The 23,142-nt window shown below is 64.6% G+C and carries 18 protein-coding genes and 1 tRNA gene; 15 read left to right on the top strand and 4 right to left on the bottom strand.

Going from position 1 to position 23,142, the window contains the following annotated elements; genetic code table 11:
* Positions 1-196: 196 nt before the first annotated feature.
* Positions 197-979 (bottom strand): hypothetical protein, encoded by a 783-nt coding sequence (locus K8V11_RS11615; RefSeq protein ID WP_303914338.1) that lies wholly within the window; start codon positions 977-979, stop codon positions 197-199.
* Positions 980-1,131: 152 nt separating this feature from the next.
* Positions 1,132-2,460 (bottom strand): D-arabinono-1,4-lactone oxidase, encoded by a 1,329-nt coding sequence (locus tag K8V11_RS11610; protein WP_303914335.1) that lies wholly within the window; start codon positions 2,458-2,460, stop codon positions 1,132-1,134.
* 146 nt (positions 2,461-2,606) lie between these two features.
* Here K8V11_RS11610 and K8V11_RS11605 point away from each other — a divergent pair, with 146 nt between their 5' ends.
* The 6 genes from K8V11_RS11605 to K8V11_RS11580 all read left to right on the top strand — a co-directional run bounded on the left by K8V11_RS11605 (position 2,607) and on the right by K8V11_RS11580 (position 9,290).
* The gene (locus tag K8V11_RS11605; RefSeq protein WP_303914332.1) at positions 2,607-3,239 is read left to right on the top strand and encodes a TetR/AcrR family transcriptional regulator; all 633 of its coding nucleotides are present in this window, start codon (positions 2,607-2,609) and stop codon (positions 3,237-3,239) included.
* Positions 3,240-3,420: 181 nt separating this feature from the next.
* Positions 3,421-4,599: an amino acid deaminase/aldolase gene (locus tag K8V11_RS11600; RefSeq protein ID WP_303914396.1), complete on the top strand. Its 1,179-nt coding sequence runs from the start codon at positions 3,421-3,423 to the stop codon at positions 4,597-4,599.
* Positions 4,599-5,939: a M20/M25/M40 family metallo-hydrolase gene (locus K8V11_RS11595; RefSeq protein WP_303914329.1), complete on the top strand. Its 1,341-nt coding sequence runs from the start codon at positions 4,599-4,601 to the stop codon at positions 5,937-5,939. Before K8V11_RS11600 ends, K8V11_RS11595 begins: the two co-directional genes overlap by 1 nt.
* Positions 5,936-7,243, top strand: a complete 1,308-nt coding sequence (locus K8V11_RS11590; protein ID WP_303914324.1) for an MFS transporter — start codon at positions 5,936-5,938, stop codon at positions 7,241-7,243. Before K8V11_RS11595 ends, K8V11_RS11590 begins: the two co-directional genes overlap by 4 nt.
* Positions 7,243-7,380: a hypothetical protein gene (locus K8V11_RS11585; protein WP_303914321.1), complete on the top strand. Its 138-nt coding sequence runs from the start codon at positions 7,243-7,245 to the stop codon at positions 7,378-7,380. The genes K8V11_RS11590 and K8V11_RS11585 overlap by 1 nt, the downstream gene beginning before the upstream one ends.
* Before the next feature lie 41 nt (positions 7,381-7,421).
* Entirely contained in the window at positions 7,422-9,290 is a 1,869-nt protein-coding gene (locus tag K8V11_RS11580; RefSeq protein ID WP_303914319.1) for a DEAD/DEAH box helicase, read from the top strand.
* 38 nt (positions 9,291-9,328) lie between these two features.
* Here K8V11_RS11580 and K8V11_RS11575 read toward each other — a convergent pair whose 3' ends face one another.
* Positions 9,329-9,676: an HNH endonuclease family protein gene (locus K8V11_RS11575; RefSeq protein WP_303914316.1), complete on the bottom strand. Its 348-nt coding sequence runs from the start codon at positions 9,674-9,676 to the stop codon at positions 9,329-9,331.
* 178 nt (positions 9,677-9,854) lie between these two features.
* Between K8V11_RS11575 and K8V11_RS11570 the strand changes: the two genes are divergently transcribed.
* The 6 genes from K8V11_RS11570 (at position 9,855) to K8V11_RS11545 (ending at position 18,374) form a co-directional block, all read left to right on the top strand.
* Positions 9,855-10,082 carry a hypothetical protein gene (locus tag K8V11_RS11570; RefSeq protein ID WP_303914313.1) on the top strand — a complete coding sequence of 76 codons (228 nt, stop codon included), beginning with the start codon at positions 9,855-9,857 and terminating at the stop codon, positions 10,080-10,082.
* 149 nt (positions 10,083-10,231) lie between these two features.
* The gene (locus K8V11_RS11565) at positions 10,232-13,171 is read left to right on the top strand and encodes a DEAD/DEAH box helicase (protein ID WP_303914310.1); all 2,940 of its coding nucleotides are present in this window, start codon (positions 10,232-10,234) and stop codon (positions 13,169-13,171) included.
* On the top strand, positions 13,168-13,947 hold the full coding sequence (locus K8V11_RS11560; protein ID WP_303914307.1) for an SWIM zinc finger family protein: 780 nt from the start codon (positions 13,168-13,170) through the stop codon (positions 13,945-13,947). Before K8V11_RS11565 ends, K8V11_RS11560 begins: the two co-directional genes overlap by 4 nt.
* Before the next feature lie 43 nt (positions 13,948-13,990).
* On the top strand, positions 13,991-15,148 hold the full coding sequence (locus K8V11_RS11555) for an exonuclease SbcCD subunit D (protein WP_303914304.1): 1,158 nt from the start codon (positions 13,991-13,993) through the stop codon (positions 15,146-15,148).
* 11 nt (positions 15,149-15,159) lie between these two features.
* Complete coding sequence (locus K8V11_RS11550) at positions 15,160-17,766, top strand: AAA family ATPase (RefSeq protein ID WP_303914301.1); 2,607 nt, start codon at positions 15,160-15,162, stop codon at positions 17,764-17,766.
* A gap of 119 nt (positions 17,767-17,885) precedes the next feature.
* Entirely contained in the window at positions 17,886-18,374 is a 489-nt protein-coding gene (locus K8V11_RS11545) for a MarR family winged helix-turn-helix transcriptional regulator (protein ID WP_303914298.1), read from the top strand.
* An 80-nt stretch (positions 18,375-18,454) separates the two neighbouring features.
* Here the strand turns inward: K8V11_RS11545 and K8V11_RS11540 are convergent.
* A tRNA-Arg gene (locus K8V11_RS11540) sits at positions 18,455-18,530 on the bottom strand.
* Positions 18,531-18,726: 196 nt separating this feature from the next.
* On the opposite strand from K8V11_RS11540, the gene argS reads away from it, so the two are divergent.
* Genes argS through K8V11_RS11525 form a run of 3 tightly spaced genes read left to right on the top strand, consistent with a single transcriptional unit; the run spans position 18,727 to position 23,110 of the window.
* Complete coding sequence (gene argS / locus K8V11_RS11535) at positions 18,727-20,379, top strand: arginine--tRNA ligase (protein ID WP_303914295.1); 1,653 nt, start codon at positions 18,727-18,729, stop codon at positions 20,377-20,379.
* Positions 20,376-21,806 carry a diaminopimelate decarboxylase gene (gene lysA, locus K8V11_RS11530; RefSeq protein ID WP_303914292.1) on the top strand — a complete coding sequence of 477 codons (1,431 nt, stop codon included), beginning with the start codon at positions 20,376-20,378 and terminating at the stop codon, positions 21,804-21,806. The genes argS and lysA overlap by 4 nt, the downstream gene beginning before the upstream one ends.
* Positions 21,803-23,110: a homoserine dehydrogenase gene (locus K8V11_RS11525; RefSeq protein WP_303914289.1), complete on the top strand. Its 1,308-nt coding sequence runs from the start codon at positions 21,803-21,805 to the stop codon at positions 23,108-23,110. Before lysA ends, K8V11_RS11525 begins: the two co-directional genes overlap by 4 nt.
* Positions 23,111-23,142 lie beyond the last annotated feature (32 nt).

Genomic DNA, 23,142 nt, shown 5'->3' with positions numbered 1-23,142 from the left:
CTGCGCGAACATGTTGCAGTGTCCACCAGTCGCGGCTAATGGGCGCCTGGATTCGCCCCGCATACACGTTCGGCGCCCTCCGTAGGAGGACGCCGAACATGTTCGAATCGGATGGTTATCGCCCCCCGGTCACTGCGGTGCCCCACGCCCCAGCTGCGCAGTAGAAGCACACCCGCATATGACGTCGGAGGCGCCGTTACTTCTTCGCCGACTCCAATTCGGGGGTGGAAGGCCATGTCGTCGGCGCGACGCCGAAGGCTTCCCGGGAGCGGGAGACCATGAGCTTTCCGGCCTTCACGTTGCCCCATCCACCGAGAACCGCGCCGATACCGGCGGGGAGGATCTTCGCGAAGGAGCCCTTGAGGCGCTTTACGACAAACCCACGCACGAGCTTGTTGAACACGATCGTATTGACCCGACCGAGCTCGGGGAGCTCAGTGGCCTTACGCGCAACGGACTTACCCTTGCGCCCGTGGGCCGCGCGCTCGACGATCGCGTTGCCGGTCGAGCCGAGAAGGATGATCGACACGAGCAGCTCGCGCTGGTCTTTTCGCGAGACGTCGACGCCGTAGACCGTGGCCTTGGCGATCGTGTGGAAGGTGACCGCCTCGAGAAATGCGACCGCGTCGGCGCCGATCGCGCCGAACGAGGCGAGAGTGCCGATCCCCGGGACAGTGGCCGTCGCGCCCGCTGCCGTTCCGGCGGTACCGACCGCGCGGACCAGGTTCTTATCGAGGCGCTCGGAGACCTGCGCCGGCGATTCATTCGGGTGGGAGCTGCGCAGGCGTCGCACATAGGACTGTGCCGGGGCGGTCTGTATGTCGATGGCCCGGTCGAGCGCGCGACGGAGCCACCGCTCGGCGAGACGCGTGCGTCCCTCGGGGTTGGCCAACTCCAGGTCGCGGTAGGCCGAGAGCTCCCCGTCGCCGCCGGTCGGGGCATCTGCGGACCGATCGGAATTCTTACGTGGCCAGGCCATTGTTCACCGTCCTTGTGTGCCCGGTGGTGGGCACACGTTAATCGCTGGGCGTGCTCAACTGATCACGCATGGACCCCGCCGATAATACTGGATCGGCGGGGTGTGGAGGCAATTGCGAGAAGTATCTCCGACGTCAGACTTGAAGTGACTTGCTAAGCGGGAAGCACCTTCTCGGTGTATGCGTTGCGGAATACTCGCTGTGGATCGACGGAATCGCGAACGGCGACGAAGTCGTCGAAACGCGGGTAGAGACGCGAGAGTTCCTCCGCTCCGAGGCTGTGCATCTTGCCCCAGTGCGGGCGGCCGCCGGCGGCGCGGAAAATGGACTCCACCCGGTCGAAGATCGGCTCGGCGTCCATGCCCACGTACTGGTGCACGCTGAAGTAGGCCGAATCGCGGCCGTGGGCGGTGGACAGCGTCGCGTCGTCCCCGCGTACCGCGCGCACCTCGATGGGGAAGGGGGTCGGGTGTACTGCGGCGTCGAAGAAGGCGCGAAGCTCGGCAAGAACCTCCGCCGCATCGGCGATGGGCACGCCGTATTCGATCTCGCGGAACCGAACGTCCCGGGGCGAGCTGAAAACCTTATAGGACCTGTCCGAGTACTCGGACTTGCCCATAAAGCGTCCCGAGATCGCGTTGGCGTGCTTGGTGAGCCCCGGGCGGCGGGCGACGGTACGGCACACCAACTCGAAGACGTTGTTTGTTACGAAATCGGAGCGCTTTCGGGCGAAAGCGCTCTTCGGTCGTAGTTCGGAGTCCGCCGGGATCCTGGTGTTTTTCTTTACCTCGATGAGGTCGGTGTGGGGGAACCAGAAGAACTCGACGTGATCACCGTCGCGCAGGAACCCCTCGAGATCGCCGGTCACCTCGTCGAGTGTGCTGGGCCGCTCGGTCGACTCCAACGCGAACGCGGGAACGCAGCGCACGGTGACGCAGGACAGAACACCCAGTGCGCCGAGTGAGACCTTCGCCGCGGCGAAGAGATCCGGATTCCGATGCGCGTCGCAGTCGAGTATCTCGCCGGTCCCCGTAACGATCTGCATCGCCGTGACCGTGGTGTGGATACTGCCGAATCCCGCGCCGGTCCCGTGGGTTCCGGTCGAGATGGAGCCGGCGATCGATTGCTGGTCGATGTCGCCGAGGTTCTCCTGCGCAAGGCCGAGCTCCCAGAGCAGTGGGCCGGCGTCGCGCAGCCTGGTGCCGGCCCACAGGGTGACGTCGGCGCCCGCAGCCTCCCCGTCCTCTCCGTACACGGGGGAGACGGCCTTGACGCCGGTGAGGTTGTCGAGACTGAGCTGGATCCCGTCCGTCGCAGCGCAGGAAGAGAACGAATGTCCGGCGCCGACGGTCTTGAGGGAGGTCCCGGAGTCCGCGGCCCGCTGGACGATGCGGGCGATCTCGGCCGTAGTGGTCGGAAAAACCGACTCGGTGGGCGTCGACTCCACGGTGCGTCCCCAATTGCGCCACGTCGCTTCAGTCATGGGCGCAACTATAAATCACCGGAGGGGTGAAACGTGGTGAGAAACGGCGAACAATTGGTCGCTTGTTCGACTCCCGCGAAACCCCGGGCCGAGCACTCGGCCGCAAAGCGCCACGGCGCGGCGGAGCGCCGTTTTATAGTGGTTTCGTGTCAAAACGTCTCCCCGCCGATAAACGCCGAGCACAGCTGCTCGACGCGGCCATACGGATCACCGAGGAACAGGGGCTCGGCGCGCTCACCATTCGCGCGGTCGCCGAGCGGGCGGGCGTGTCGCTGGGCGTGGTCCACTACTGCTTTGTGGACAAGGACGAGCTTGTCGACAACGTCATCGGCGCCGCCAACGAGGAACTCGCCGCCGCCACGCGCGCCTTTCTCAACCTGGATCTCAGCTCGGCCGAGACCGGGCCGGCGGCGCTCGAAGAACTCGTACACGAGGCTTTGAATCTGCAGTGGAGAGTGATCAGCTCCTCACCCGACAGGCAGCTTCTCACCTATGAGATCGCCGCCTATTCGATCCGTCTCCGACCTCCGGAGAAAGAAAACCTCGCGCTCGACCAGTACCGCGGATACGACGAGCTGGTTGAAATGGTGCTCCGCCGCGCGGGCGAATCCGCGCACATGGAATGGGACGACTTCCCGGCGATCGTTCGCGCCACCGGGGCGATACTCGACGGCGCCGTGTTGCGCTGGTTGATCGACAGAGACGACGACTCGTTCACCCGCACCATGGAAATCGCTATCAAGGCCGTGGTCGAAGGCGCACGGCCGACTGACGGGTAGTCCCGGCGGGTAGATTCGCCCCCAGGGAGGCGCTGTACGCCACGGGGCCGGCTCCACCAGGGGCTCGCCTGGGCCGTGGCGGCGGTCGCGGTTGCACTCACGCTCCGGGGAGGACGGAATTTTCATGGCGTTCGGACAGTCGAAGTCGAAGACCGGGAAGAACGCGCGGGGGACGATGTCGATGCGCGCGCTCGACGCGGCAATGGACGATATCGAACGCGCCACCCGAGATCTCCCCGCGCCGCTCGCAGTTCTCCATCTTCCGAGCCTGCGGGCAAACCTCGAGTACACGGTGCGCCGCGCCGGCCGAACGCGCGTCCGCATCGCCTCGAAATCGGTGCGGGTGCGCAAGGTTCTCGAGCAGGCACTTGGCGCGGATCTGTCGGGTGGGGACGACATTCGCGGCATCATGGCGTATTCGCTACGCGAGGCGTTGTGGCTCGTCGAATGCGGCTGCCGGGACGTGTTGATCGGTTATCCCACGACCGACCGGCAGGCCCTCGCTCGCCTCGGCGCCGATGCGGAGGCCAAGGCGGCGATCACGCTCATGGTGGATGACGTCGCCCATGCCGAGATCGCCGAGGCGGCCGGTGCGCACGGGGTGCGCATGTGTATTGATGTGGACTCCAGCCTGCGCCTGGGACCTGTTCACCTGGGCACCCGCCGATCGCCCTTGCATACGGTGGACGAAGTCGAAGCGCTCGCCCGCACGCTCGACGCCCGCGGGCACGAGGTCGTCGGGGCGATGTTCTACGAGGCACAGGTCGCGGGCGTGCAGGACAACGTGTTCGGCATCGGGCCGGTCAAGGCTCTGTCCATGCGCCGACTTGTGCCACTGCGCCAGGAGGTCGCTCAGGCTCTCGAGCGGGTCACCGGGCGCAAGCCCGAGATTCTCAATTCCGGGGGCACCGGCTCCGTCGAAGCCTCCGCATCCGCGCCGGCGGTGACAGAGGTGACCGTCGGCTCCGGACTTTTCGTCCCTGGGACCTTTGACCATTTCAAGTCCTTCACGCCGCGGCCGGCGCTGTTCTTCGGCCTCGACGCGGTGCGTTCCCCGGCGCCCGGGATGTCGACCTTGCTCTATGGCGGGTACATCGCTTCGGGCGCACCCGGCGCCGACCGGCTCCCGGTGCCCGTGCGCCCCCGATTCGCATTCACTTCTCGCGAGGGCGCGGGAGAGGTGCAGACGCCGATCGATGCGCCCCTTCCCATCGGCGGGCGGGCGTGGCTGCGCCATGGGAAAGCAGGGGAGCTGGCGGAACGCTTCGCCGAGATCGTGGTAGTAGATTCGGTGGACGGGACGCCCGCCGTGGTCGACACGTGGGCGACATACCGAGGTGAAGGGAAGTGTTTCGGATAATGGCCGAGAGCAACGACGCGAACGAGGGCGGAGTCGATACCCCCTCGATGATCGCCGAGGCCGTGGACATCACCGCCGATCTCATCCGGATCGACTCGACGAATACGGGCAACCTCGACACCATCGGCGATGGGGAGACCCGCGTGTGCCGCCGCATCGCCGAATATCTCGACGAGGTCGGGATCTCCAGCGAACTCGTGGAATCCGTCCCCGGCCGCGGATCGCTCGTCGCACGCGTCGAGGGGGCCGAGCCCGATGCGGGCGCGTTGGTGGTCCATGGGCACGTCGACGTCGTGCCCGCTGCTGCCGACGACTGGTCGGTGCCGCCGTTCTCCGGGGAGATCCACGATGGCTGGCTCTACGGGCGTGGAGCCGTGGACATGAAGGACATGCTCGGCATGATCCTCGCCTCGGTTCGCGCGATGCGGCGTGCCGGGGTCACGCCCAGGCGCCCGCTGATTCTCGCCTTCTTCGCGGACGAGGAGCATGCGGGCTTTTACGGCGCCAAGTGGCTCGCCGAGAATCGGCCCGACCTGTTCGAGGGCGCGACACACGCGATCAGCGAGGTCGGCGGATTCTCCGTTCCCCTGGGCGAGAAGCGGCTCTACCCGATCGCCACCGCCGAGAAGGGCGTTGCGTGGGCCGAGCTCCTCGCCAAGGGCACCGCAGGCCACGCCTCCATGCCCACCGAGGACAACGCCGTCGCCAGACTCGTGAGCGCAATGGCCCGCGTTGCCGAACACGACTTCCCGCTCGAACCCACCGAATCAGTGGCCGAAATGGCGCGGCAGGTGGGGGAGATCCTCGGAACTCCGACGTCATTGGCGGATCTGCAGGGAAACCTCGACAAGCTCGGACACATGGAATCCATGGTCCGTGCGTCGCTGTCGAATACCGCCTCGGTGACGGTGGCCGACGCCGGTTACAAGGTCAACGTGATCCCCACGGAAGCCACCGGCGCCATCGACGGGCGCGTCCTCCCCGGGAGCGAGGAGACCTACCGCCCGGAGCTCGAGGAGCTTCTCGGTGACGACGTGGAGGTGCAATGGCGATGGACGCCGCCGATCGCGGCTCCCGCCGACGACCCGCTCGTCGACCGCGTCCGCGAGGCGATCGCCGAATACGACCCGGACGGTGTCGTCGTGCCTTATCTGCTTCCCGCGAGCACCGACAACAAGCATTTGGCCACCCTCGGGATCGACGGCTATGGTTTCGTTCCACTGCGCGTGCCTGATGAGTTCGACGTCTTCGGGCACTTCCACGCGGTCGACGAGCGCGTCCCCGTGAGCGCTCTGGAATTCGGTGTTCAAGTACTGGAACGGATCATCCGCACTGCATGATGGCCTTGGGTAGAAGATCGGCGCCCACCGGTGGCGCATCCGGCGGCGAACCGAAAATTCCCGCCGACCTCTGGGTGCTCATCGCCGGAGCGCTTCTCGTCGCGCTCGGTTTCGGGCTCGTGGCCCCGGTTCTGCCGCAGTTCGCCCACTCGTTCAACGTGTCGGTGACCGCGGCCTCGGTCGTGGTGAGCGCATTCGCGTTCTGCCGGATGATTTTCGCGCCGGTCGGCGGCACCCTCATCGACCGGCTCGGCGAGCGCAAGGTCTATCTCACCGGCCTCGTGATCGTCGCCTTGTCGACACTGGCCACCGGTCTGGCTCAGAACTACTGGCAGATGCTCATCTTCCGCGGCCTCGGCGGACTCGGCTCGACGATGTTCACGATCTCGGCCGCGGCCCTGCTCGTCCGTCTCGCGCCCTCAGAGGCCCGGGGGAGGGTGTCGAGCTACTACGCTTCGGCGTTCCTCCTCGGCAATATCGCCGGACCGGTTTTCGGCGGGCTCCTCGGCGCTCTCGGGATGCGACTACCGTTCTTCATCTATGCCGGCGCGCTGCTCATCGCTACGGCCGTGGTGGCAATCTTCCTGCGCGAGGGCCGACGTCGTCAGCCAGGCGACGACGCCCAGCCGCCGATGCTGTTCTCCGAGGCGATCCGGCAGGCCCGATACATCGGCGCGCTGGCCGGCGCCTTCGCCAACGGCTGGTGTTCATTCGGGATGCGCGTGGCGATCGTTCCTCTTTTCGCCGCGCAGGCCTTCGACAACGGCGCACGCATCGCGGGTATCTCGCTCGCGTGCTTCGCCGTCGGCACCGCGGCGGTCGTGCTCTTCGCGGGCCGCCTGGCGGACTCGCTCGGCCGCAAACCGCTCATCGTCGTGGGCTTCCTCATCACCGGTGTCACCGTTGGGACGCTGGGGCTGGTTCACAACGAGTGGATATTCATTGCGCTGTCCATTGTCGCCGGCATGGGAGGCGGAATTCTCAACCCCGCCCAGCAGGCGGTGGTGGCCGACGTCATCGGAAAGGAACGATCCGGCGGCAAGGTAATGGCCAGCTACCAGATGGTGCAGGACGCGGGCACGATTTCCGGCCCGATCGCGGCGGGACTGATCGTCGATAAAGTGGGGTATGACTGGGCGTTTGCGGCTGCGGGCGCGATTTGCGTTATCGTTGGTACTGCATGGCTCGGCCTGCCTACAGTGCGGCCAGCCGATCGGGTCACCGCTGATGAGGTGAACGAATCAGACGACCCATCAGACGTGCCGAGAGAATCGGGGCGTCGCGGCGTAGACTCAAGTCTTTGATGAGCACCATTTCGTGCTTGAGGACGATCGACGCCCACCCAATCACGGATTCCGGTACCGAGGCCGGCGATTCGCTCGTGGCCGACTATCCGGCCGAGAACCTGACGAAACTATACGGCCGATTGTGCGGCCAGTGATCCACTCCTCCATTTAGTGAGGCGCGGAAACGGAGACCTCAATGGAGAATGACCAGGCCGATTCGGCCAAAGACGACTCGACGAATGCCGACGTGGACGCGGCGCCTGAAGAGAAGAAGAACGAAGGCACGACCTTCGCCGAGATGAACCTGCACCCCAAGGTTCTCGATGCTGTCACCGCAGTCGGTTACGAGTCGCCGTCGGCGATTCAGGAAGAGACGATCCCGCTGATCCTCTCGGGGCGCGACGTCGTCGGCCTCGCGCAGACCGGTACCGGTAAGACCGCCGCGTTCGCGCTTCCGATCCTCTCGCTGATCGACCACGAGCTGCGTTCCCCGCAGGCATTGGTGCTCGCGCCGACCCGCGAGCTCGCGCTCCAGGTCGCCGAGGCCTTCGTCACCTATTCTTCGAAGCTCAGCGGCGTCAACATCCTGCCGATCTACGGCGGACAGGCCTACGGCATCCAGCTCTCGGGGCTGCGCCGCGGCGCGCAGATCATCGTCGGTACGCCGGGCCGTGTGATCGACCACCTCGAAAAGGGCACGCTCGATCTGTCCGGGCTTCGCCACCTCGTTCTCGACGAGGCCGACGAGATGCTCACGATGGGCTTCCAGGAGGACGTCGAGCGCGTCCTCGAGGACACCCCCGAGGCCACCCAGGTCGCGCTGTTCTCGGCGACCATGCCCAACGGCATCCGACGCATCTCGCAGCAGTACCTCACCGATCCGGCGGAGGTGAAGGTCAAGTCGAAGACCGCCACCGCGTCGACTATTGAGCAGCGCTACGTCATCGTCCAACACCGCGACAAGCTCGACGCGCTCACCCGCGTGCTCGAGGTCGAGGACTTCGACGCGATGATCATGTTCGTTCGGACGAAGCAGGCAACCGAGGAGCTCGCCGAGCGTCTCCGCGCCCGCGGCTTCTCCGCGGCACCGATCAATGGCGATATCCCGCAGAACCTCCGCGAGCGGACGATCGGCCAGCTCAAGGACGGGCGCACCGATATCCTCGTCGCGACCGACGTCGCGGCTCGCGGCCTTGACGTGCCCCGCATCAGCCACGTCGTCAATTACGACATCCCGCACGACGTCGAGTCGTACGTCCACCGCATCGGTCGCACCGGTCGCGCGGGACGCAGCGGCCACGCCCTTCTGTTCGTCACGCCCCGCGAGCGTCGTCTGCTCTCGCAGATCGAGCGCGCCACGCGGCAGTCGCTGCAGGAGATCCAGCTGCCGTCGGTCGACGACGTCAACGAGATGCGCATGACGAAGTTCGCCGAGTCGATCACCGAGTCGCTGCAGGACGCCAACCTGGCGCTGTTCCGCCGCCTGGTCGAGCAGTACGCTTCCGAGCATTCGGTGGCCATGGAGGACATTGCCGCCGCGCTTGCGACCCAGTCGCGCAACTCCGACGAGTTCCTCATGAAGGAGCAGCCGAAGCAGCGTCGCAACGACCGCAATGATCGCGGCGACCGTGGTCCCCGCCGCGACTTCGACGACCGTGGCGATCGCGGACCTCGTCGCGACAACCGCCGCGATTCCGGCGGAAACTTCTCGATGTACCGCCTCGCGGTCGGTAAGCGTTCGGGTGTCAAGCCCGGCTCGATCATGGGTGCCCTCGCCAACGAGGCGGGGCTCAAGGGCTCGGACATCGGTCGGATTCAGATCCGTTTCGACCACACTCTCGTCGAGCTTCCCTCGCACCTCAGCTCGGGTGACATCGACCAGATGAAGGACATCGTCGTCTCCGGCCAGGCGATCGACATCCGCCCGGACGCCGGACCGCCGTCGGGCCGCCCCGGCTCCCACCGCTCCGGAGGGGACCGTGGAGACCGCGGAGATCGCGATCGCGGCAAGGGCGGATTCCGCGGAAACAACAATCGCCGTGGGGATCGCCGAAGCTTCCGCTAGGCCCAGCGATGCCGTCCAGGCCTCGCACATACCGCTCATCAGCCGTCCGGGCAGCTCCGCGCACTCGCGCGCAGTTGCTTCAGGTCCGCGCTGGTGAGCGGTAAGTCATATGTAGAGGCAGCCACGGCGACGCGCCACGCGTAGAAACAACGCCACGGCTCCACAGGCATCCACTCGCCGGGTAACGCGTCGCCCTTTGCCATATTGGCGTGGCCGGCGACCGCCAGGAGATTCGCGTCGACGTCGTTCGCGAACCGCTCGCGCGTTTCCTGCGGCCATGCGTGAGCACCCATGTCCCACGCTGCCGACAGCGCGTAGACGTGATCGATATGAACGGACTGATACGTCCCCGCCAGCGTAAGCGACTCACCCGAATACGGATCCACAAGTACTCCGCCTGTCCGAGCGCATCGCTCCCCAGGGACGGGCTCGGCGCCCTGGATATCGCGGGCCAAAACGTCCTCGCGCGTCGTGCAGCCGTTCCGGCCACCCGGCGCCTCCGTCGCATCGGACCATGCTCTTCCGAACGAGCAGGGTCCCGGACAGTCCCTTCCATACCCGGGAATGTCGGGTCGGTCGGGGACCTCGGCCACCGAATCTATCGCGCGTATGACGTCGGGCCTGCTCGGCGAGCCCGGCACCGCCTCCTCCGCCGGGCCGTGGAACACGGCGGCCACCGCGACACACAGTGCCACCACGATCACGACCGCCGGCCACGACACCGATCCGGCGAGCCGGTGCCCGCGCCGCACAATCGCTGCGACGACAGGCGCCGCGAAATGTCGGGGATGACCGGCACTATGGTGTGAAGGGTGCACGCGGCGAGAGGAAGGGGAGTCCATGGTCACTGACTTTTCGGCACCTCTCCGGTTCCACTCGCGCGAATGCGACACGAAAATCGCTTCTGTGGACGAATTCGGCCCTGTGGATTTCTCGGGTGCGTGCCTGTGGTGAAGCCGCGGCCGTCCTACCGTCTGCGCGGGGTGTTCGGCAAAGGGGCGCTCGCCGTATGGTGTGAGACCGGACTTCGCCGGCCAGACTCGGTAGCGCCGGCAGCCGATCCGTCGGCGATTTCCGGTTCGAGTGCCCCAGCCCGGGTGGTAGAGATCATCGAAGGCATTCGGCTCGTCCACAAGGTCGAGGCGCGCGGCCCCGTCTCGGGAAGATGGCGCCTTGCGAAGGTGCCGGGCAAATACCTGCGTGCCGCGTCCGCCCTCGAATTGCTCGACTACGCGACGGCCGAGGACGCGGACCGATGGGCGGGCCCGGATTTGCGCGCGTTGGCGCAACTCGCAGCCGGCGTGCGCGAACTCGTAGCCGAGGCCCAGGTCGTCCCTGTCGTCACCTACGAGGACGAGTTCGTCGCGCGCTGGGAACTGCTTCGAAGCCCCGAGATTCTTTCGTGGCTGGGTTCGGTCTCTCGGCTACTGAGCACGATGGAACACGAAGAGGTCGCAGCCTTCGCCGACTGGATCGCCGATGCGGAAACTCGCAGGCGACTGTCCGTCCGTCCCTCGATGCCGAGCTTCGTCAAGGCTCTCGTCGACGCTACGGACAATGCCGTCGCCGGCTCCCATTCGATGGTCGCTCGCTCCCGTGATTTCGCCACACAGGCCGGCGCCGCCAACATCCACGTGGTGTTCCGCGTACTCGAACCCACTGAAGAACTCTGGCGTATCCAGGTACTCGTGCGCATCGGTGCCGACGGGATTCGTCCCTTCGACGCACTTGATGATCCCGAACTCGTCGCGCCTGTGCTTGTCGGGATACTCGACACGGCCAAGATCGCCTTCCCTGCTCTCGCCGAGGCGGAGACGGCCCCCGGCGGTGTGGATTTCCTCGTCTCTGCTGAGTCGATCGTCGAGCTCGTCGAGCGCGGAGCCGCCGCGCTGCAGGAGCGTGGTATCGAGGTTCTCCTACCGCGTGCATGGACGCGAGTGCGCACCGAGGTACGCGCAACACCGACAGTCGCCGCAGTCGAATCCGAGGCCCGGCTCGGGGTGCAGCAACTCGGCGAAATCCGGTGGGAGGTCCTTGTCGGCGGGGAACCGATCGACGAAGTGGAGCTCCAGAAGATGGTCGCCGCGTCGAGCGACCTGGTGCAGCTACGAGGGCGCTGGGTGCGTGCGGACAGCGAAGCACTGCGGCGGGCCTCCGCGTTCCTGGAAAGGGCTCGAGGGCGAGCGGAGGACGACACAGACAAAAGCGAAGACGCGGAGGGGGACGGAGCGCAGCACGCGCTCGGCGAGTTCGTGACGAACATGCTGAGTCCCGAAGCAGAGGGCGTCGCCATCTCGGCGCCCGACACGATGGAATGGAAGCTTCCGGAGCCGAAGGACGTGCTCGGAGACATACCGTCCTCGTTCCGGGCGACCCTGCGCGACTATCAAGCAGACGGCGTTCGATGGTTTGCAGGTATGGCCTCGGCAGGACTCGGCGCCGTCCTTGCCGACGATATGGGGCTGGGGAAGACCGTGCAGGTTCTCGCTCTCGAGTCGCTCGAACGCAACCGGATTCCCGCAGACACCCGAGCGCGCCCATCGCTCGTCGTGGCCCCACTGTCCCTCGTAAGGAACTGGCAGCTGGAAGCCCTTAAGTTCGCCCCGGATCTCGACGTGATGATCCACCATGGTCCCGAGCGCTCGGATTCGGAGTCGGCGCGCGTAGCCATGGAGCGAAGCGACGTGGTGTTGACGACGTACGGCACCGTCGTCAGAGACCTCTCCACTTTCGAAGCCGTTAATTTTCAGCGCATCGTCATCGACGAGGCACAGACGGTGAAGAATGTCGACACTCAGGCCGCGAAATCACTCCGTCTACTTACAGCGCGGCATCGCGTCGCACTCACTGGTACTCCTGTAGAGAATCGGCTCGAGGACATGCGTGCGATCCTCGACTTTTGTAACCCCGGGATGTTCGGGTCCGCGGAAGTGTTCCGCTCTCGTTTTTCCACGCCGATCGAGACGAGCGGGGACACCGACACCGCGACCCGCCTTGTCGCTCTGGCGGCGCCATTCCTGTTGCGAAGAACGAAGTCGGATCCCGGCATCGTAGAGCTTCCGGCGAAGCTGGAACACCGCGTTGATTCGTACCTCACCTCGGAGCAGGCGGCGCTCTACACCGCCGTCGTGAAGAACATGATGGAGGACGTCAAGGACGCCTCCGACGGCGGACGAAAGGGGGCGATCCTCTCCGGCCTCACTGCACTCAAGCAGGTGTGCGACCACCCGGCGCTCTACGCGGCCGACGGTTCTGCGCTGCTTCGCGGCGGCGAGCATCGTTCCGGCAAACTCGAGGCGCTAGACGAGATTCTCACGACAGCTGGCGACGCGGGGGAGAAGGTTCTCGTCTTTACCCAGTACCGCACGTTCGGGGAGATGATCCTGCCCTTCCTCGGGAGGCGGGCAGGCGAGCCGATCCCGTTCCTCTCCGGTATGTCGTCGGCGAAGGAACGCGCGCGGATGGTCGAGAGCTTCCAGGACCCTGACGGTCCGCCGATCTTCCTCGCCTCACTCAGAGCCGGCGGAACCGGGCTCACGCTGACGGCTGCCAACCACGTTGTCCACCTGGACCGATGGTGGAACCCGGCGGTAGAGGACCAGGCAACCGACCGAGTGCATCGCATCGGCCAGGAGCGCGATGTCAACGTATACACGTTGGTCGCGCCCGGAACGGTCGAGGAACGTATTGCCGACGTGCTCGACCACAAACAGGGACTGCAGGAGATCACCGTGGGGTCCCTCGGCGTGACGGCGCTGTCCGATGACGCGCTCATGGACCTGGTCGCATTGCGCGAGGACTCGGATTCGGCACGTGATGCCTTCCTGCAGTCGACCACGCCTCAGCCCCCGTTGCAGTCCCGACGAAAGGCCCGCCGATGAGTACGCTTTTCCGCGGGCAGGAGGGTCCGGGCGTGCCCGTCGCCACCAAGACAGGCGATTTCGGTGAGCATCAGTGGTCGCGGCGGTGGATGGCCGACCTCGAGGCCAGGGCGACCCGGAGCGCGATCACCAGCGGCAGATCCGCGGCCCGCAATCGGTGGGTGCTCGACGTCCAAATAGGCTGGCAGAAGGTGTTCGCGCACGTGCAGGGCTCTCAGCCGAGTCCGTTCGAGGTCACGTTCGACTTTCCCCCGCCCGACCCGGCCGACGTTCCCGTCATCGAAGGCGAGGTCACCAAGGTCGGCTTGGCCGCGGCGCTTGCCGGCAGCATCGATGACGCCCTTGCCACGGTTCTTCTTCCCGCCGTCGATGGGCAGACTCGACATTCGTGTTCGTGCCCCGACCAGCCCGGCCCATGCCTGCACACGATTGCAGTGGCCTGCGTACTGGTGGAGCGGCTCGACAAAAGCCCGCAGGACCTTTTCCGGATGCGGGGGTATCCGCCTCGGGCCGGAAGTGGTGGATCACGAGGGCGGGCCGCACGGCCGGGCGCGAGCGGCACCTCCGACGTCATACCTTTCTGGGACGCCGACCCGCAGCTTCCGCCTCCACCCGTACCGTCCGGTGCGGTCTCCGATCTGCTCGACGGAGCCAGCGCACGAGCGTTCGCGAGCGCCGTCGCACAGGGCAACACGCTGGCGACGCTGGCGATCCTGTCGGACCTGGAGGACCTGTACCACTCGTTGGGTAACGGCCCCAGTCCTTCGCCGGAGTAGTAGGAAGGCCACTTTGTCGGAGCCGGTTACTAAGGTGGGCGCCATGTCCACAGTGAAGTTTGTTCACACCGCCGACTGGCAGCTCGGGATGAAGCGTCACGTCCTCGGGGCGCGACATTCCAGCTTTGACGATGCCCGCATGGACTCCGTGCGCGCGATCGTCGCGCGTGCCGAGGCGGAGCGTGCGGATTTCATTCTCGCGGCCGGAGACGTGTTCGACGACAACACTGTGGCTACCGAGTACGTGATCAGGGCGCTGTCGGTGCTCGGGGAGACCGAGATACCCGTATATATCCTTCCCGGAAATCACGACCTGTATTCGGCGGGTTCGGTGTACCAGTCGAATACCTTCGCTCGTTATCGTCCGGCGAATGTTCACGTCATCGAGTCGACGGAGCCTGTCCAGGTGTGCGAAGGCGTCGAGGTTGTCGGCCTGCCCGTGGTGTCGAAGTATCCGTTGCCCGCGAATCTTGGCGATCTGGGCGGCAAGTTCACGACCGGCGCCAGCGAGGGAGTTCGGATTCTTGCGCTTCACGGCGGCACCGACCTCGTGTTTTCCGGAACGGACCCGGACGACGAGGAAGGCGGGCAGTTCTCGATTGCAGACATGGAGCGCGTGGTTGCCTCGGGCGCGGCCAATTACATCGCGCTCGGGGACCGCCACTCGGTGACCGAGCTCGGTACGACCGGACGCATTTGGTACTCGGGAGCGCCGGAGGTTACTGCCTTCGACGATCGGGAGACCGATTCCGGTCAGGCGCTTCTCGTCGAGATCGTCGGTGACGAATGCTCGGTGGAGACATTCCGCACGGGCACGTGGAAAATGATGCGAATCGATGTTGATCTTGACTCTGAAGGCGATCTGGAGCTGCTCAAGTCCCGTCTCGATGGGATCGAGGATAAGCAGAAGACAATCGTCAAGCTCACGCTCAACGGCACGATATCGCTTGAGCTTGGACGTCGCCTCGACCAGCTTGTCGAGGACTACGCCGAGCTCTTCGCCAACGTGCGGGTCCGAAAGGCGTCGACGATCGTGCGGCGACCGGCATTCGACGACATCGCGAAATTGTTCTCCGGATACGCCCGAGACGCCGCCGAGGATCTCACGGAGAAGTCCATCGCCGGTGGAGCGGATGCGCGCACCGCAGAAGATGCTCTCGCGCTGCTGTATCGACTATCCCGTGCGGAGGCCGAATCATGATCCTGCATTCGTTGACAATCGAAAACTTCAAGGCCATTGAGCGTGAGACTATCGAGTTCGGGGATACCGGGATCACGCTCATCGAAGGGCGCAACGAGTCCGGCAAGACCTCCGTGTTCGACGCATTCCGGCTCCTTATCAATACGAAATCCAAGTCCAAGCCTCGAGCCCTCAAAGAATCGGTGCGTGTAGGTGCCGATTCACCGATAACCATTTCCGCCGAGATGACTATCGGCGGAGAACGTATTCGGTACACCAAGATCTATTTGACCAAAGCAGAAACACGTCTCGAGTTTCTCTCACCGGTGAAGTCGGCGCTGCGCGATGACGAAGCACACGACTACGTTCTGGCCAAGCTGGAGGACTCCGCGAACATCAAGCTGTGGGAGAAGCTCAGTCTTCGGCAGGACCAAGAGTCAACGCAGCTTCATTCGGTGGACGAAATCAGCTCGCTCAAACAGGCCTTGGACTCCGAAGCCGGCGACACCTTGTCCGCGGCCGATGATTCGCTGTTCCTCCGTGTCAAGGCCGAGCGTGAACAGTACTTGGGCAAGAGCGGAGCCCCAATCGGCGAGCTACGGAAGCTTCACGACGAGGTCGCAGAACGCACCGCGGAATACGACGCCGCGCGAATGGCCGCCGCGGAACTCGAAGGCGACGTCGACAAGCTCGCAGAATCCGCTGCCAAGTGGACCGAGAAGCAGCGCATGATCGACGAGCGAAAGTCCGCGCTAGTCGTGGCGGAAGAGAAGGCTTCGGTTCTCGCACATGCCAAACGTGCGCATGAAGAATTCGCGCAACGTTCGCAGCTTGCGCGGGCGAAGCTAGATAACGCCGAACACACCCGAGACCGGAGGCGCGAGCTCGCCGAGGCGGTGGAGGCGAGTCGGGGCAGCCTGCAGAAGACCGGTGCGGCCTCCGAACAAGCGACGGAAGAGGAAGACGCCGCCAAAACCGCTCTTGCCACAGCGACCGAAGCGCACGAGAGCGCCGAGTCGAAGGCGCGCGATGCAGCGAGAAAGGTCTCGGACGCTCGTCGCCGCGTCGAAGTGGTAGAGGTCAGACGAGAACTCGAGTCGCGGAAGAGACGACGCGAAAGGGTTGAAGAACTCACCAACCGCGTCAACGATCTCAACGCCCAAAAGCGACTGATCAAGGCGGACGACTCCTACGTCGAGCAACTTCGCTCGGCGCGTTCTGCAATGCGCGAGGCCGATGCGGGCTTGAAGGCAGGGTCCTCACTCGTCTCCATCGAAGGCGTGGGTGAAGCGGTCATAGACGGTGATACCGTCGACGCCGCCAAAGGATGGTCTGCCTATGCAGAGAACCCGGTGCATGTCGAGATCGGCGAAGTCACGGTATCGGTCGTGCCACCGAAAAATGCAGCCGAGGCAAAGTCGCGGTTCGACGACGCCAGGGTGGCACTCGACGCACTACTCGCCGACCGGGACTACGACTCGATCGACGATGTAGAGAGCGATCTCAAAACTCTGGCAGGCCTCGAGACAGCTATCGCAGAAAGTTCGGGCCAGAGGGAATCCGCGCTGGGCGAGAACACCGCGGAAGAGAATCGCGAACGAATCTCTGATCTCGAAGCGAAGCTGGCAGAGCTCAGCGAAGGCAGCGACCCCGGCGACTCGCTCGACGATGACGATGCTTCGGGCGACGCCAAGACACAGCTCGCCGAAGCGGAAGCAGATTTGGAAGTGGCCAACAGCGCGCTTGCAGGAGCTGCCGGGATCGTCAACCAGGCCAGGGTTCGAGACGCCGAGGCACGAAGCAAGGCCGCCTCTCACCGAGAATCGCTCGCAGAGCTACGGGATGCCCATCACAAGGCAGAGAAAGCCCTGAAGGAGGCGCGTGATTCCGCGTCCGACGAAACGCTGGAAACCGCATTCGAAACCGCGAAAAAGTCCGTGGACGACCTTGCCGAAGAAGGCGAGAAGATCACTGCAACCCTCGCCGAGGCACAGCGCGAGGCGCAGCTGAATGATCTCGACACGACGCAGCAATCGCTCAAACGCCATCAACAAGTACTCGACGACCTCATCCGCAAATACAACGAGCTAGAGGCGCACATCAAGGTCAAAAGCGAGCAAGGCATCGCAACAAAGAAGGACGAAGCGGAGATCGCATTGCGCGAGGCCCAGCAGCGTTGCGATTCGATGCAGGCACGAGCGAACGCGGCGGACCTGCTATTGAGCACGCTGGACACGCATAGGCAGCAGTTGATTTCCCGGTACTCTGCGCCTCTGCGCGAGCGCCTGGTCCGGTACGGGAAACTCGTGTTCGGAGCTGACTTCGATGTATCGCTTGATGAACATCTGGTCGTCAAGGAACGCAAGCTCGACGGGACGACGGTGAGTTTCGAACACCTTTCAGGTGGAGCGAAAGAGCAATTCGGATTGCTGACCCGGCTCGTGTGTGCCGAACTAGTAGGTGACGCCACCGTGCCGATATTTCTCGACGACACGATGGGGTTCACCGACCCGCAACGTCGACAAGCCATGGCGGCAGTGCTCACCGAAGCCGGCAAGAAGTCACAAGTCATCATTCTCACCTGTGATGAAGCGAGATTCGACGCCATCGGCGACGCCGCGCAGCATTCGATGTCGTGACCTTCTCACCGCTTGAAAGTGCACGCTGAGACGCAAGGGAAGACCACCCAAACGTGGTTTGAGTAGCAACCACGTCTTCCTGATAGGACTATTGAACAGTTTTTACCTAACATGAAGGTATGAACGATGTCCGTTGGCTCAACGATGACGAGCAAAACCTCTGGCGCAAGACGCTTCAGTTCCAGCAGCTCATGGATCTCGCGATCGATCGTCAGCTCGAGCGAGATGCGGGACTGTCGTTGGCGGACTACAGCGTATTGGTGACACTCTCGGAGGCAGAAGCCGACGGACTTCGAGCGCGAGAGCTCGGAACGAAGCTGGGCTGGGACCGGAGCCGCGTTTCCCATCAGGTGCGCCGGATGGAGAAGCGCGGTCTCGTTGCAAAAACTGCCTGCGAAACCGACGGGCGCGGGACGATGATCGCGCTCACCACAGCAGGGCAGAAGGCCATAGAAGCATCGGCGCCACAGCACGTCGAGCAGGTGCGCTCGCTGTTTATCGATGATCTCAACGACGAGGAACTACGTACCTTGAGCAAGGTATTCGAGCGGGTAATCGGCAAGGTCGGTAGCGCCGAGGGCATCGTTCTCCCGAGCGACTGCACGTAAAACGAATCATCGACGGACTTACGACCGGCCGTCATGCGCGGAATCGAGAGAAACGGCAGCTTGCGCTGACGACGTGAAAATGGTGCCCCCGAAGGGATTCGAACCCCTGACCTTTGGTACCGGAAACCAACGCTCTATCCCCTGAGCTACGAGGGCGGGCACAGCAGTGGCCGATCCGCAACATCGTTGCAAGGGACCGGCCATCGGCGCAACGCAACTGTAGCACCGCGTGCCTAGCAAACCCACTTGGCCGTCACCCATTTCGTCCGATACAGAACGAAAAGTTTCCGCGTGTGGGATGCGGTCGACCCGGGCAGCGAAAACAGTCGAACTACCAATAGGATGTAACACCGTGACCCCAGCTGAACTTTCCCTCCTCATACGCCAAACCGTCCTGGACCTCGTCTCCGGTCGCGGTGCCGATGTCGCCGTCGTACCCGACGAAGTAACGGTCGAGCGTCCACGGAACCCCGAGCATGGTGACTACGCCACCAATATCGCTCTCCAGTTGGCGAAGAAGATCGGCGCGAACCCGCGCGAGTTCGCCGAGGAGATCGCGTCGGCGCTCGCCGAAAGCGACGGCGTGTCGTGCGCGGAAATCGCCGGGCCAGGGTTCATCAACGTCCGCGTGGACAAGGGCTCGCAGGGCAAGCTCGTCGACCTCGTTCTCTCCGAGGGGGAGGCTTTCGGCCGCGGAGATGCTCTGGAAGGGCAGAAGATCAACCTCGAGTTCGTTTCCGCGAACCCGACCGGCCCGATCCACCTCGGCGGAACCCGCTGGGCGGCCGTCGGTGACGCTCTCGGCCGCATTCTCGCCGCCCAAGGAGCGGCCGTGACTCGCGAATACTACTTCAATGATCACGGCGCCCAGATCGACCGCTTCACCCGTTCCCTCATCGCCGCGGCCAAGGGCGACGAGGCGCCAGAGGACGGCTACGCGGGCGAATACATCCACGAGATCGCCAAATCCGTTCTCGCCTCCTACCCGGACGCGCTGGAACTCGACGAGGCCGAGCAGAACGAAACCTTCCGTGCGAAGGGAGTCGATTTGATGTTCGACCACATCAAGTCGACCCTCGCCGAGTTCGGCACGGTCTTCGACGTCTACACCCACGAGAATTCGATGTTCGACTCCGGGCAGGTCGACAAGGCGATCGCGACCCTCAAGAGCAACGGCAACCTCTACGAGTCCGATGGCGCATGGTGGCTGCGCTCGACCGATTTCGGCGACGACAAGGACCGAGTTGTCATCAAGTCCGACGGCGACGCGGCATACATCGCTGGCGACATTGCCTACTTCCAGGACAAGCGCTCCCGCGGATTCGACCTGGCCATCTACATGCTCGGCGCGGACCATCATGGCTACATCGCACGGCTCAAGGCTGCGGCGGCCGCACTCGGCGACGACCCGGACACCATCGAGGTGCTCATCGGCCAGATGGTGAGCCTCGTGCGCGACGGCAAGCCGGTCCGCATGTCCAAGCGCGCCGGCACGGTGATCACTCTCGACGATCTCGTCGAGGCCATCGGCGTCGATGCCGCTCGGTACGCGCTCATTCGGTCGTCGGTCGACAACACGATGGACATCGACCTCGAGCTTTGGGCCTCGGCGACAAGTGACAACCCTGTCTATTACGTGCAGTACGCCCACGCCCGCCTGTGCTCACTCGCACGAAACGCAGAGTCGCTGGGCGTCACCACGGAAGGCGCCGACACCTCGCTGCTCACCGACGAGTACGAGGGCAAGCTCATCCGCACGATCGCAGAGTTCCCACGAGTGGTTTCGACGGCATCGGAGTTGCGCGAGCCTCACCGCATTTCCCGCTTCCTCGAAGAACTTGCGGCGTCGTACCACCGCTTCTACGACCACGTCCGTGTTCTCCCGCAAGGCGACGAAGAACCCGGCCCGCTGCACACCGCTCGACTGGCGCTCTGCCAGTCCGCGCGCCAGACGCTGTCCAACGGACTTGGCCTCATCGGCGTATCCGCACCGGAGCGGATGTGAGCGCGCACCCGGCGGGCCCGCGTCACGAGTACCCGCACGCGCCGACTATCGGTGAGCGGCCGGACGACGCGGACACACTTATGTCGCTTGATGCCAGAGTGTGGCCGCGGAACGCCGCACGTGAAACCGGCGGAGCCGTGACGATCGCCGGCCTCGACGTCAACGATCTGGCCAAGGAATACGGCACTCCGCTGTTCGTCCTCGACGAGGACGACTTCCGTTCGCGGTGCCGTGAGCTCGCCGAGGCATTCGGCGGAGGCGAACGCGTGCACTACGCCTCGAAGGCGTTCCTGTGTACCGAGGTCGCGCGGTGGATCAAGGACGAGGGGCTGTCGCTCGACGTCGCCTCGGGCGGCGAGCTCGCCATCGCGCTGCGTGCCGACTTCCCCCCCGAGCGCATCACGATGCACGGCAACAACAAGTCACGCGCGGAGCTGGAGCTCGCCGTCCGTAGCGGCGTCGGCCATATCGTGCTCGACGCGCCCGATGAGATCACTCTCCTCGATGAGATTACACGTGAGCACGACGTCATCCAGGAGGTATTCCTTCGTGTAACGGTCGGCGTCGAGGCGCATACCCACGAGTTCATCGCCACGGCACACGAAGACCAGAAATTCGGCTTTTCCCTTGCGGGTGGGAAGGCGCTCGCCGCCACGGGCGCGGTGCTGGAGTCGAAGAACCTCTCGCTCACCGGCCTGCACAGCCATATCGGTTCACAGATCTTCGAGTTCGACGGTTTCGAGCTCGCAGCGCGGCGCGTCGTCGGGTTGATGGAGGAGATTCGTGACGAGTTCGGTGCCGACGCGCTCGACGCGATCTCGACCGTCGACCTCGGCGGGGGACTGGGCATCAGCTACGTTCCTTCGGACAATCCGCCTGCAGTGTCCGACCTCGCGGACATGCTCGTCGAGAATGTCGAGAAGCAGTGCGCCGACGCCGGGATCGACTTCCCGACGGTGGTCGTCGAGCCGGGCCGCGCCATCGCCGGCCCTGGTACGGTCACCTTGTACGAAATCGGGGCGGTCAAGGACGTCGAACTGTCCGACGGTCAGCAGCGGCGCTACCTTTCCGTCGACGGGGGAATGAGCGACAACGTTCGCACCGCGCTATACGATGCGTCATACACGGCGAGCCTGGTGGGCCGCGCGTCCGAGGCGCCGCCCGTCGTGTCGCGGCTGGTGGGGAAGCATTGCGAGAGCGGCGACGTCGTGGTTCGGGATCTGTGGTTGCCTGATGACGTCGGTCGAGGCGATCTCGTTGCGGTCGCCGCTACCGGCGCATACTGCTATTCGATGTCGAGTCGTTATAACCTGGTAGGCCGACCCGCTCTTATCGCCGTCCGCGACGGTAAGGCGCGGCTTGTATTGCGACGAGAGACCTTTGACGACCTCATCGGTCTGGAAGTTGACGAGGTGGAGAATCCATGAGTGATGCCAAGCGTCCTGTCGGTGTGGCCCTGATCGGTATGGGCACCGTGGGCACCGAAGTCCTCCGTTACATGGAGACCAACGGTGACGAGTTGGCGGCACGAATTGGCGCGCCTCTGGAGATCCGCGGCATCGCGGTGCGCGACACGAGCAAGGACCGCGGCGTCGACCCGTCTCTCCTTACCGACGACCCGGTGAGCTTGACCCTGCGCGACGACGTCGACGTGGTCGTCGAGGTCATGGGCGGGATCGATATCGCGAAGCCGCTTCTCATCGGCGCCCTGAATGCGGGGAAGGCCGTCGTCACCGCCAACAAGGCTCTGCTCGCCGAATACACCGACGAGCTGGCAGAGGCGGCGGATTCGACCGAGTCGGATCTGTACTTCGAGGCCGCCGTCGCCGGTGCGATCCCGGTGCTCGGCCCGCTTCGCCGCTCGATGGCCGGGGACCAGGTCGAACGAGTTGTCGGCATCGTCAACGGCACCACCAATTTCATCCTGTCGGAAATGGGCTCGACAGGCGCTGCGTATTCGGAGACCCTCGCGGAAGCCTCGCGGCTCGGCTACGCGGAAGCAGATCCCACGGCGGATGTAGAGGGCTACGACGCCGCCGCGAAGGCCGCGATCCTCGCGTCGATCGCCTTCCATTCGCGCGTGACGGCGAAGGACGTCTATCGCGAGGGCATATCGGCGATCACCCCTGCGCAGTTTGAGTCGGCACGCCACATGGAATGCACGATCAAGCTGCTCGCATTGTGCGAAAAGGTGCGTCGAACCGACGGCACGGAAGCGGTGTCCGCGCGCGTGTACCCGGCGCTGATCCCGCTCGGCCACCCGCTCGCCTCTGTAGACGGCGCCTACAACGCCGTTGTCGTCGAGGCCGAGGCCGCAGGTCGGCTCATGTTCTACGGCCAGGGCGCCGGCGGCGCGCCGACTGCATCGGCCGTGCTCGGTGACCTCGTTGCCGCGGCACGCAACAAGGTGATGGGCGGCCGCGCGCCGGGGGAGTCGACCTATCGTGCGCTTCCCGTGGCGACCATCGACGACGTCGTCACCAGGTACCACGTGTCGATGAGCGTCCACGACCGCGCCGGCGTGCTCTCGCAGGTCGCCGCAGAGTTCTCCAACCACGGGGTTTCCATCGCCCAGGTCCGCCAGACAGAGAGCGAACACGGCGCCGAGCTCGTCGTGTTGACCCACCGTGCGGCAGAGCGGGACCTCGCGGCCACGGTTTCCGCGTTGAGTGACATGGATTCGGTGCGCGAGATCGTGAGCGTCATCCGCCTCGAAGGCGAAGACCAGTAGCTCCGCGCGGAGCGCGCAGAGAATTCGGGCCG

This window comes from Dietzia timorensis (assembly GCF_020742175.1).
In the GTDB taxonomy this organism is placed as follows: Bacteria; Actinomycetota; Actinomycetes; order Mycobacteriales; family Mycobacteriaceae; genus Dietzia; species Dietzia timorensis_A.
Note: the sequence above shows the minus strand (reverse complement) of the source record. Positions and strands in the feature narration are given on the sequence as shown.

What these genes read in the sequence shown, in the direction of transcription:
- K8V11_RS11560 (WP_303914307.1), top strand. Translation starts at nt 13,168, where the DNA reads ATGAGTACGCTTTTCCGCGGGCAGGAGGGTCCGGGCGTGCCCGTCGCC.
- K8V11_RS11615 (WP_303914338.1), bottom strand. Translation starts at nt 979, where the DNA reads ATGGCCTGGCCACGTAAGAATTCCGATCGGTCCGCAGATGCCCCGACC.
- K8V11_RS11525 (WP_303914289.1), top strand. Translation starts at nt 21,803, where the DNA reads ATGAGTGATGCCAAGCGTCCTGTCGGTGTGGCCCTGATCGGTATGGGC.
- K8V11_RS11555 (WP_303914304.1), top strand. Translation starts at nt 13,991, where the DNA reads ATGTCCACAGTGAAGTTTGTTCACACCGCCGACTGGCAGCTCGGGATG.
- K8V11_RS11580 (WP_303914319.1), top strand. Translation starts at nt 7,422, where the DNA reads ATGGAGAATGACCAGGCCGATTCGGCCAAAGACGACTCGACGAATGCC.
- K8V11_RS11595 (WP_303914329.1), top strand. Translation starts at nt 4,599, where the DNA reads ATGGCCGAGAGCAACGACGCGAACGAGGGCGGAGTCGATACCCCCTCG.
- K8V11_RS11570 (WP_303914313.1), top strand. Translation starts at nt 9,855, where the DNA reads ATGTCGGGTCGGTCGGGGACCTCGGCCACCGAATCTATCGCGCGTATG.
- K8V11_RS11590 (WP_303914324.1), top strand. Translation starts at nt 5,936, where the DNA reads ATGATGGCCTTGGGTAGAAGATCGGCGCCCACCGGTGGCGCATCCGGC.
- K8V11_RS11610 (WP_303914335.1), bottom strand. Translation starts at nt 2,460, where the DNA reads ATGACTGAAGCGACGTGGCGCAATTGGGGACGCACCGTGGAGTCGACG.
- K8V11_RS11545 (WP_303914298.1), top strand. Translation starts at nt 17,886, where the DNA reads ATGAACGATGTCCGTTGGCTCAACGATGACGAGCAAAACCTCTGGCGC.
- K8V11_RS11600 (WP_303914396.1), top strand. Translation starts at nt 3,421, where the DNA reads ATGCGCGCGCTCGACGCGGCAATGGACGATATCGAACGCGCCACCCGA.
- K8V11_RS11585 (WP_303914321.1), top strand. Translation starts at nt 7,243, where the DNA reads ATGAGCACCATTTCGTGCTTGAGGACGATCGACGCCCACCCAATCACG.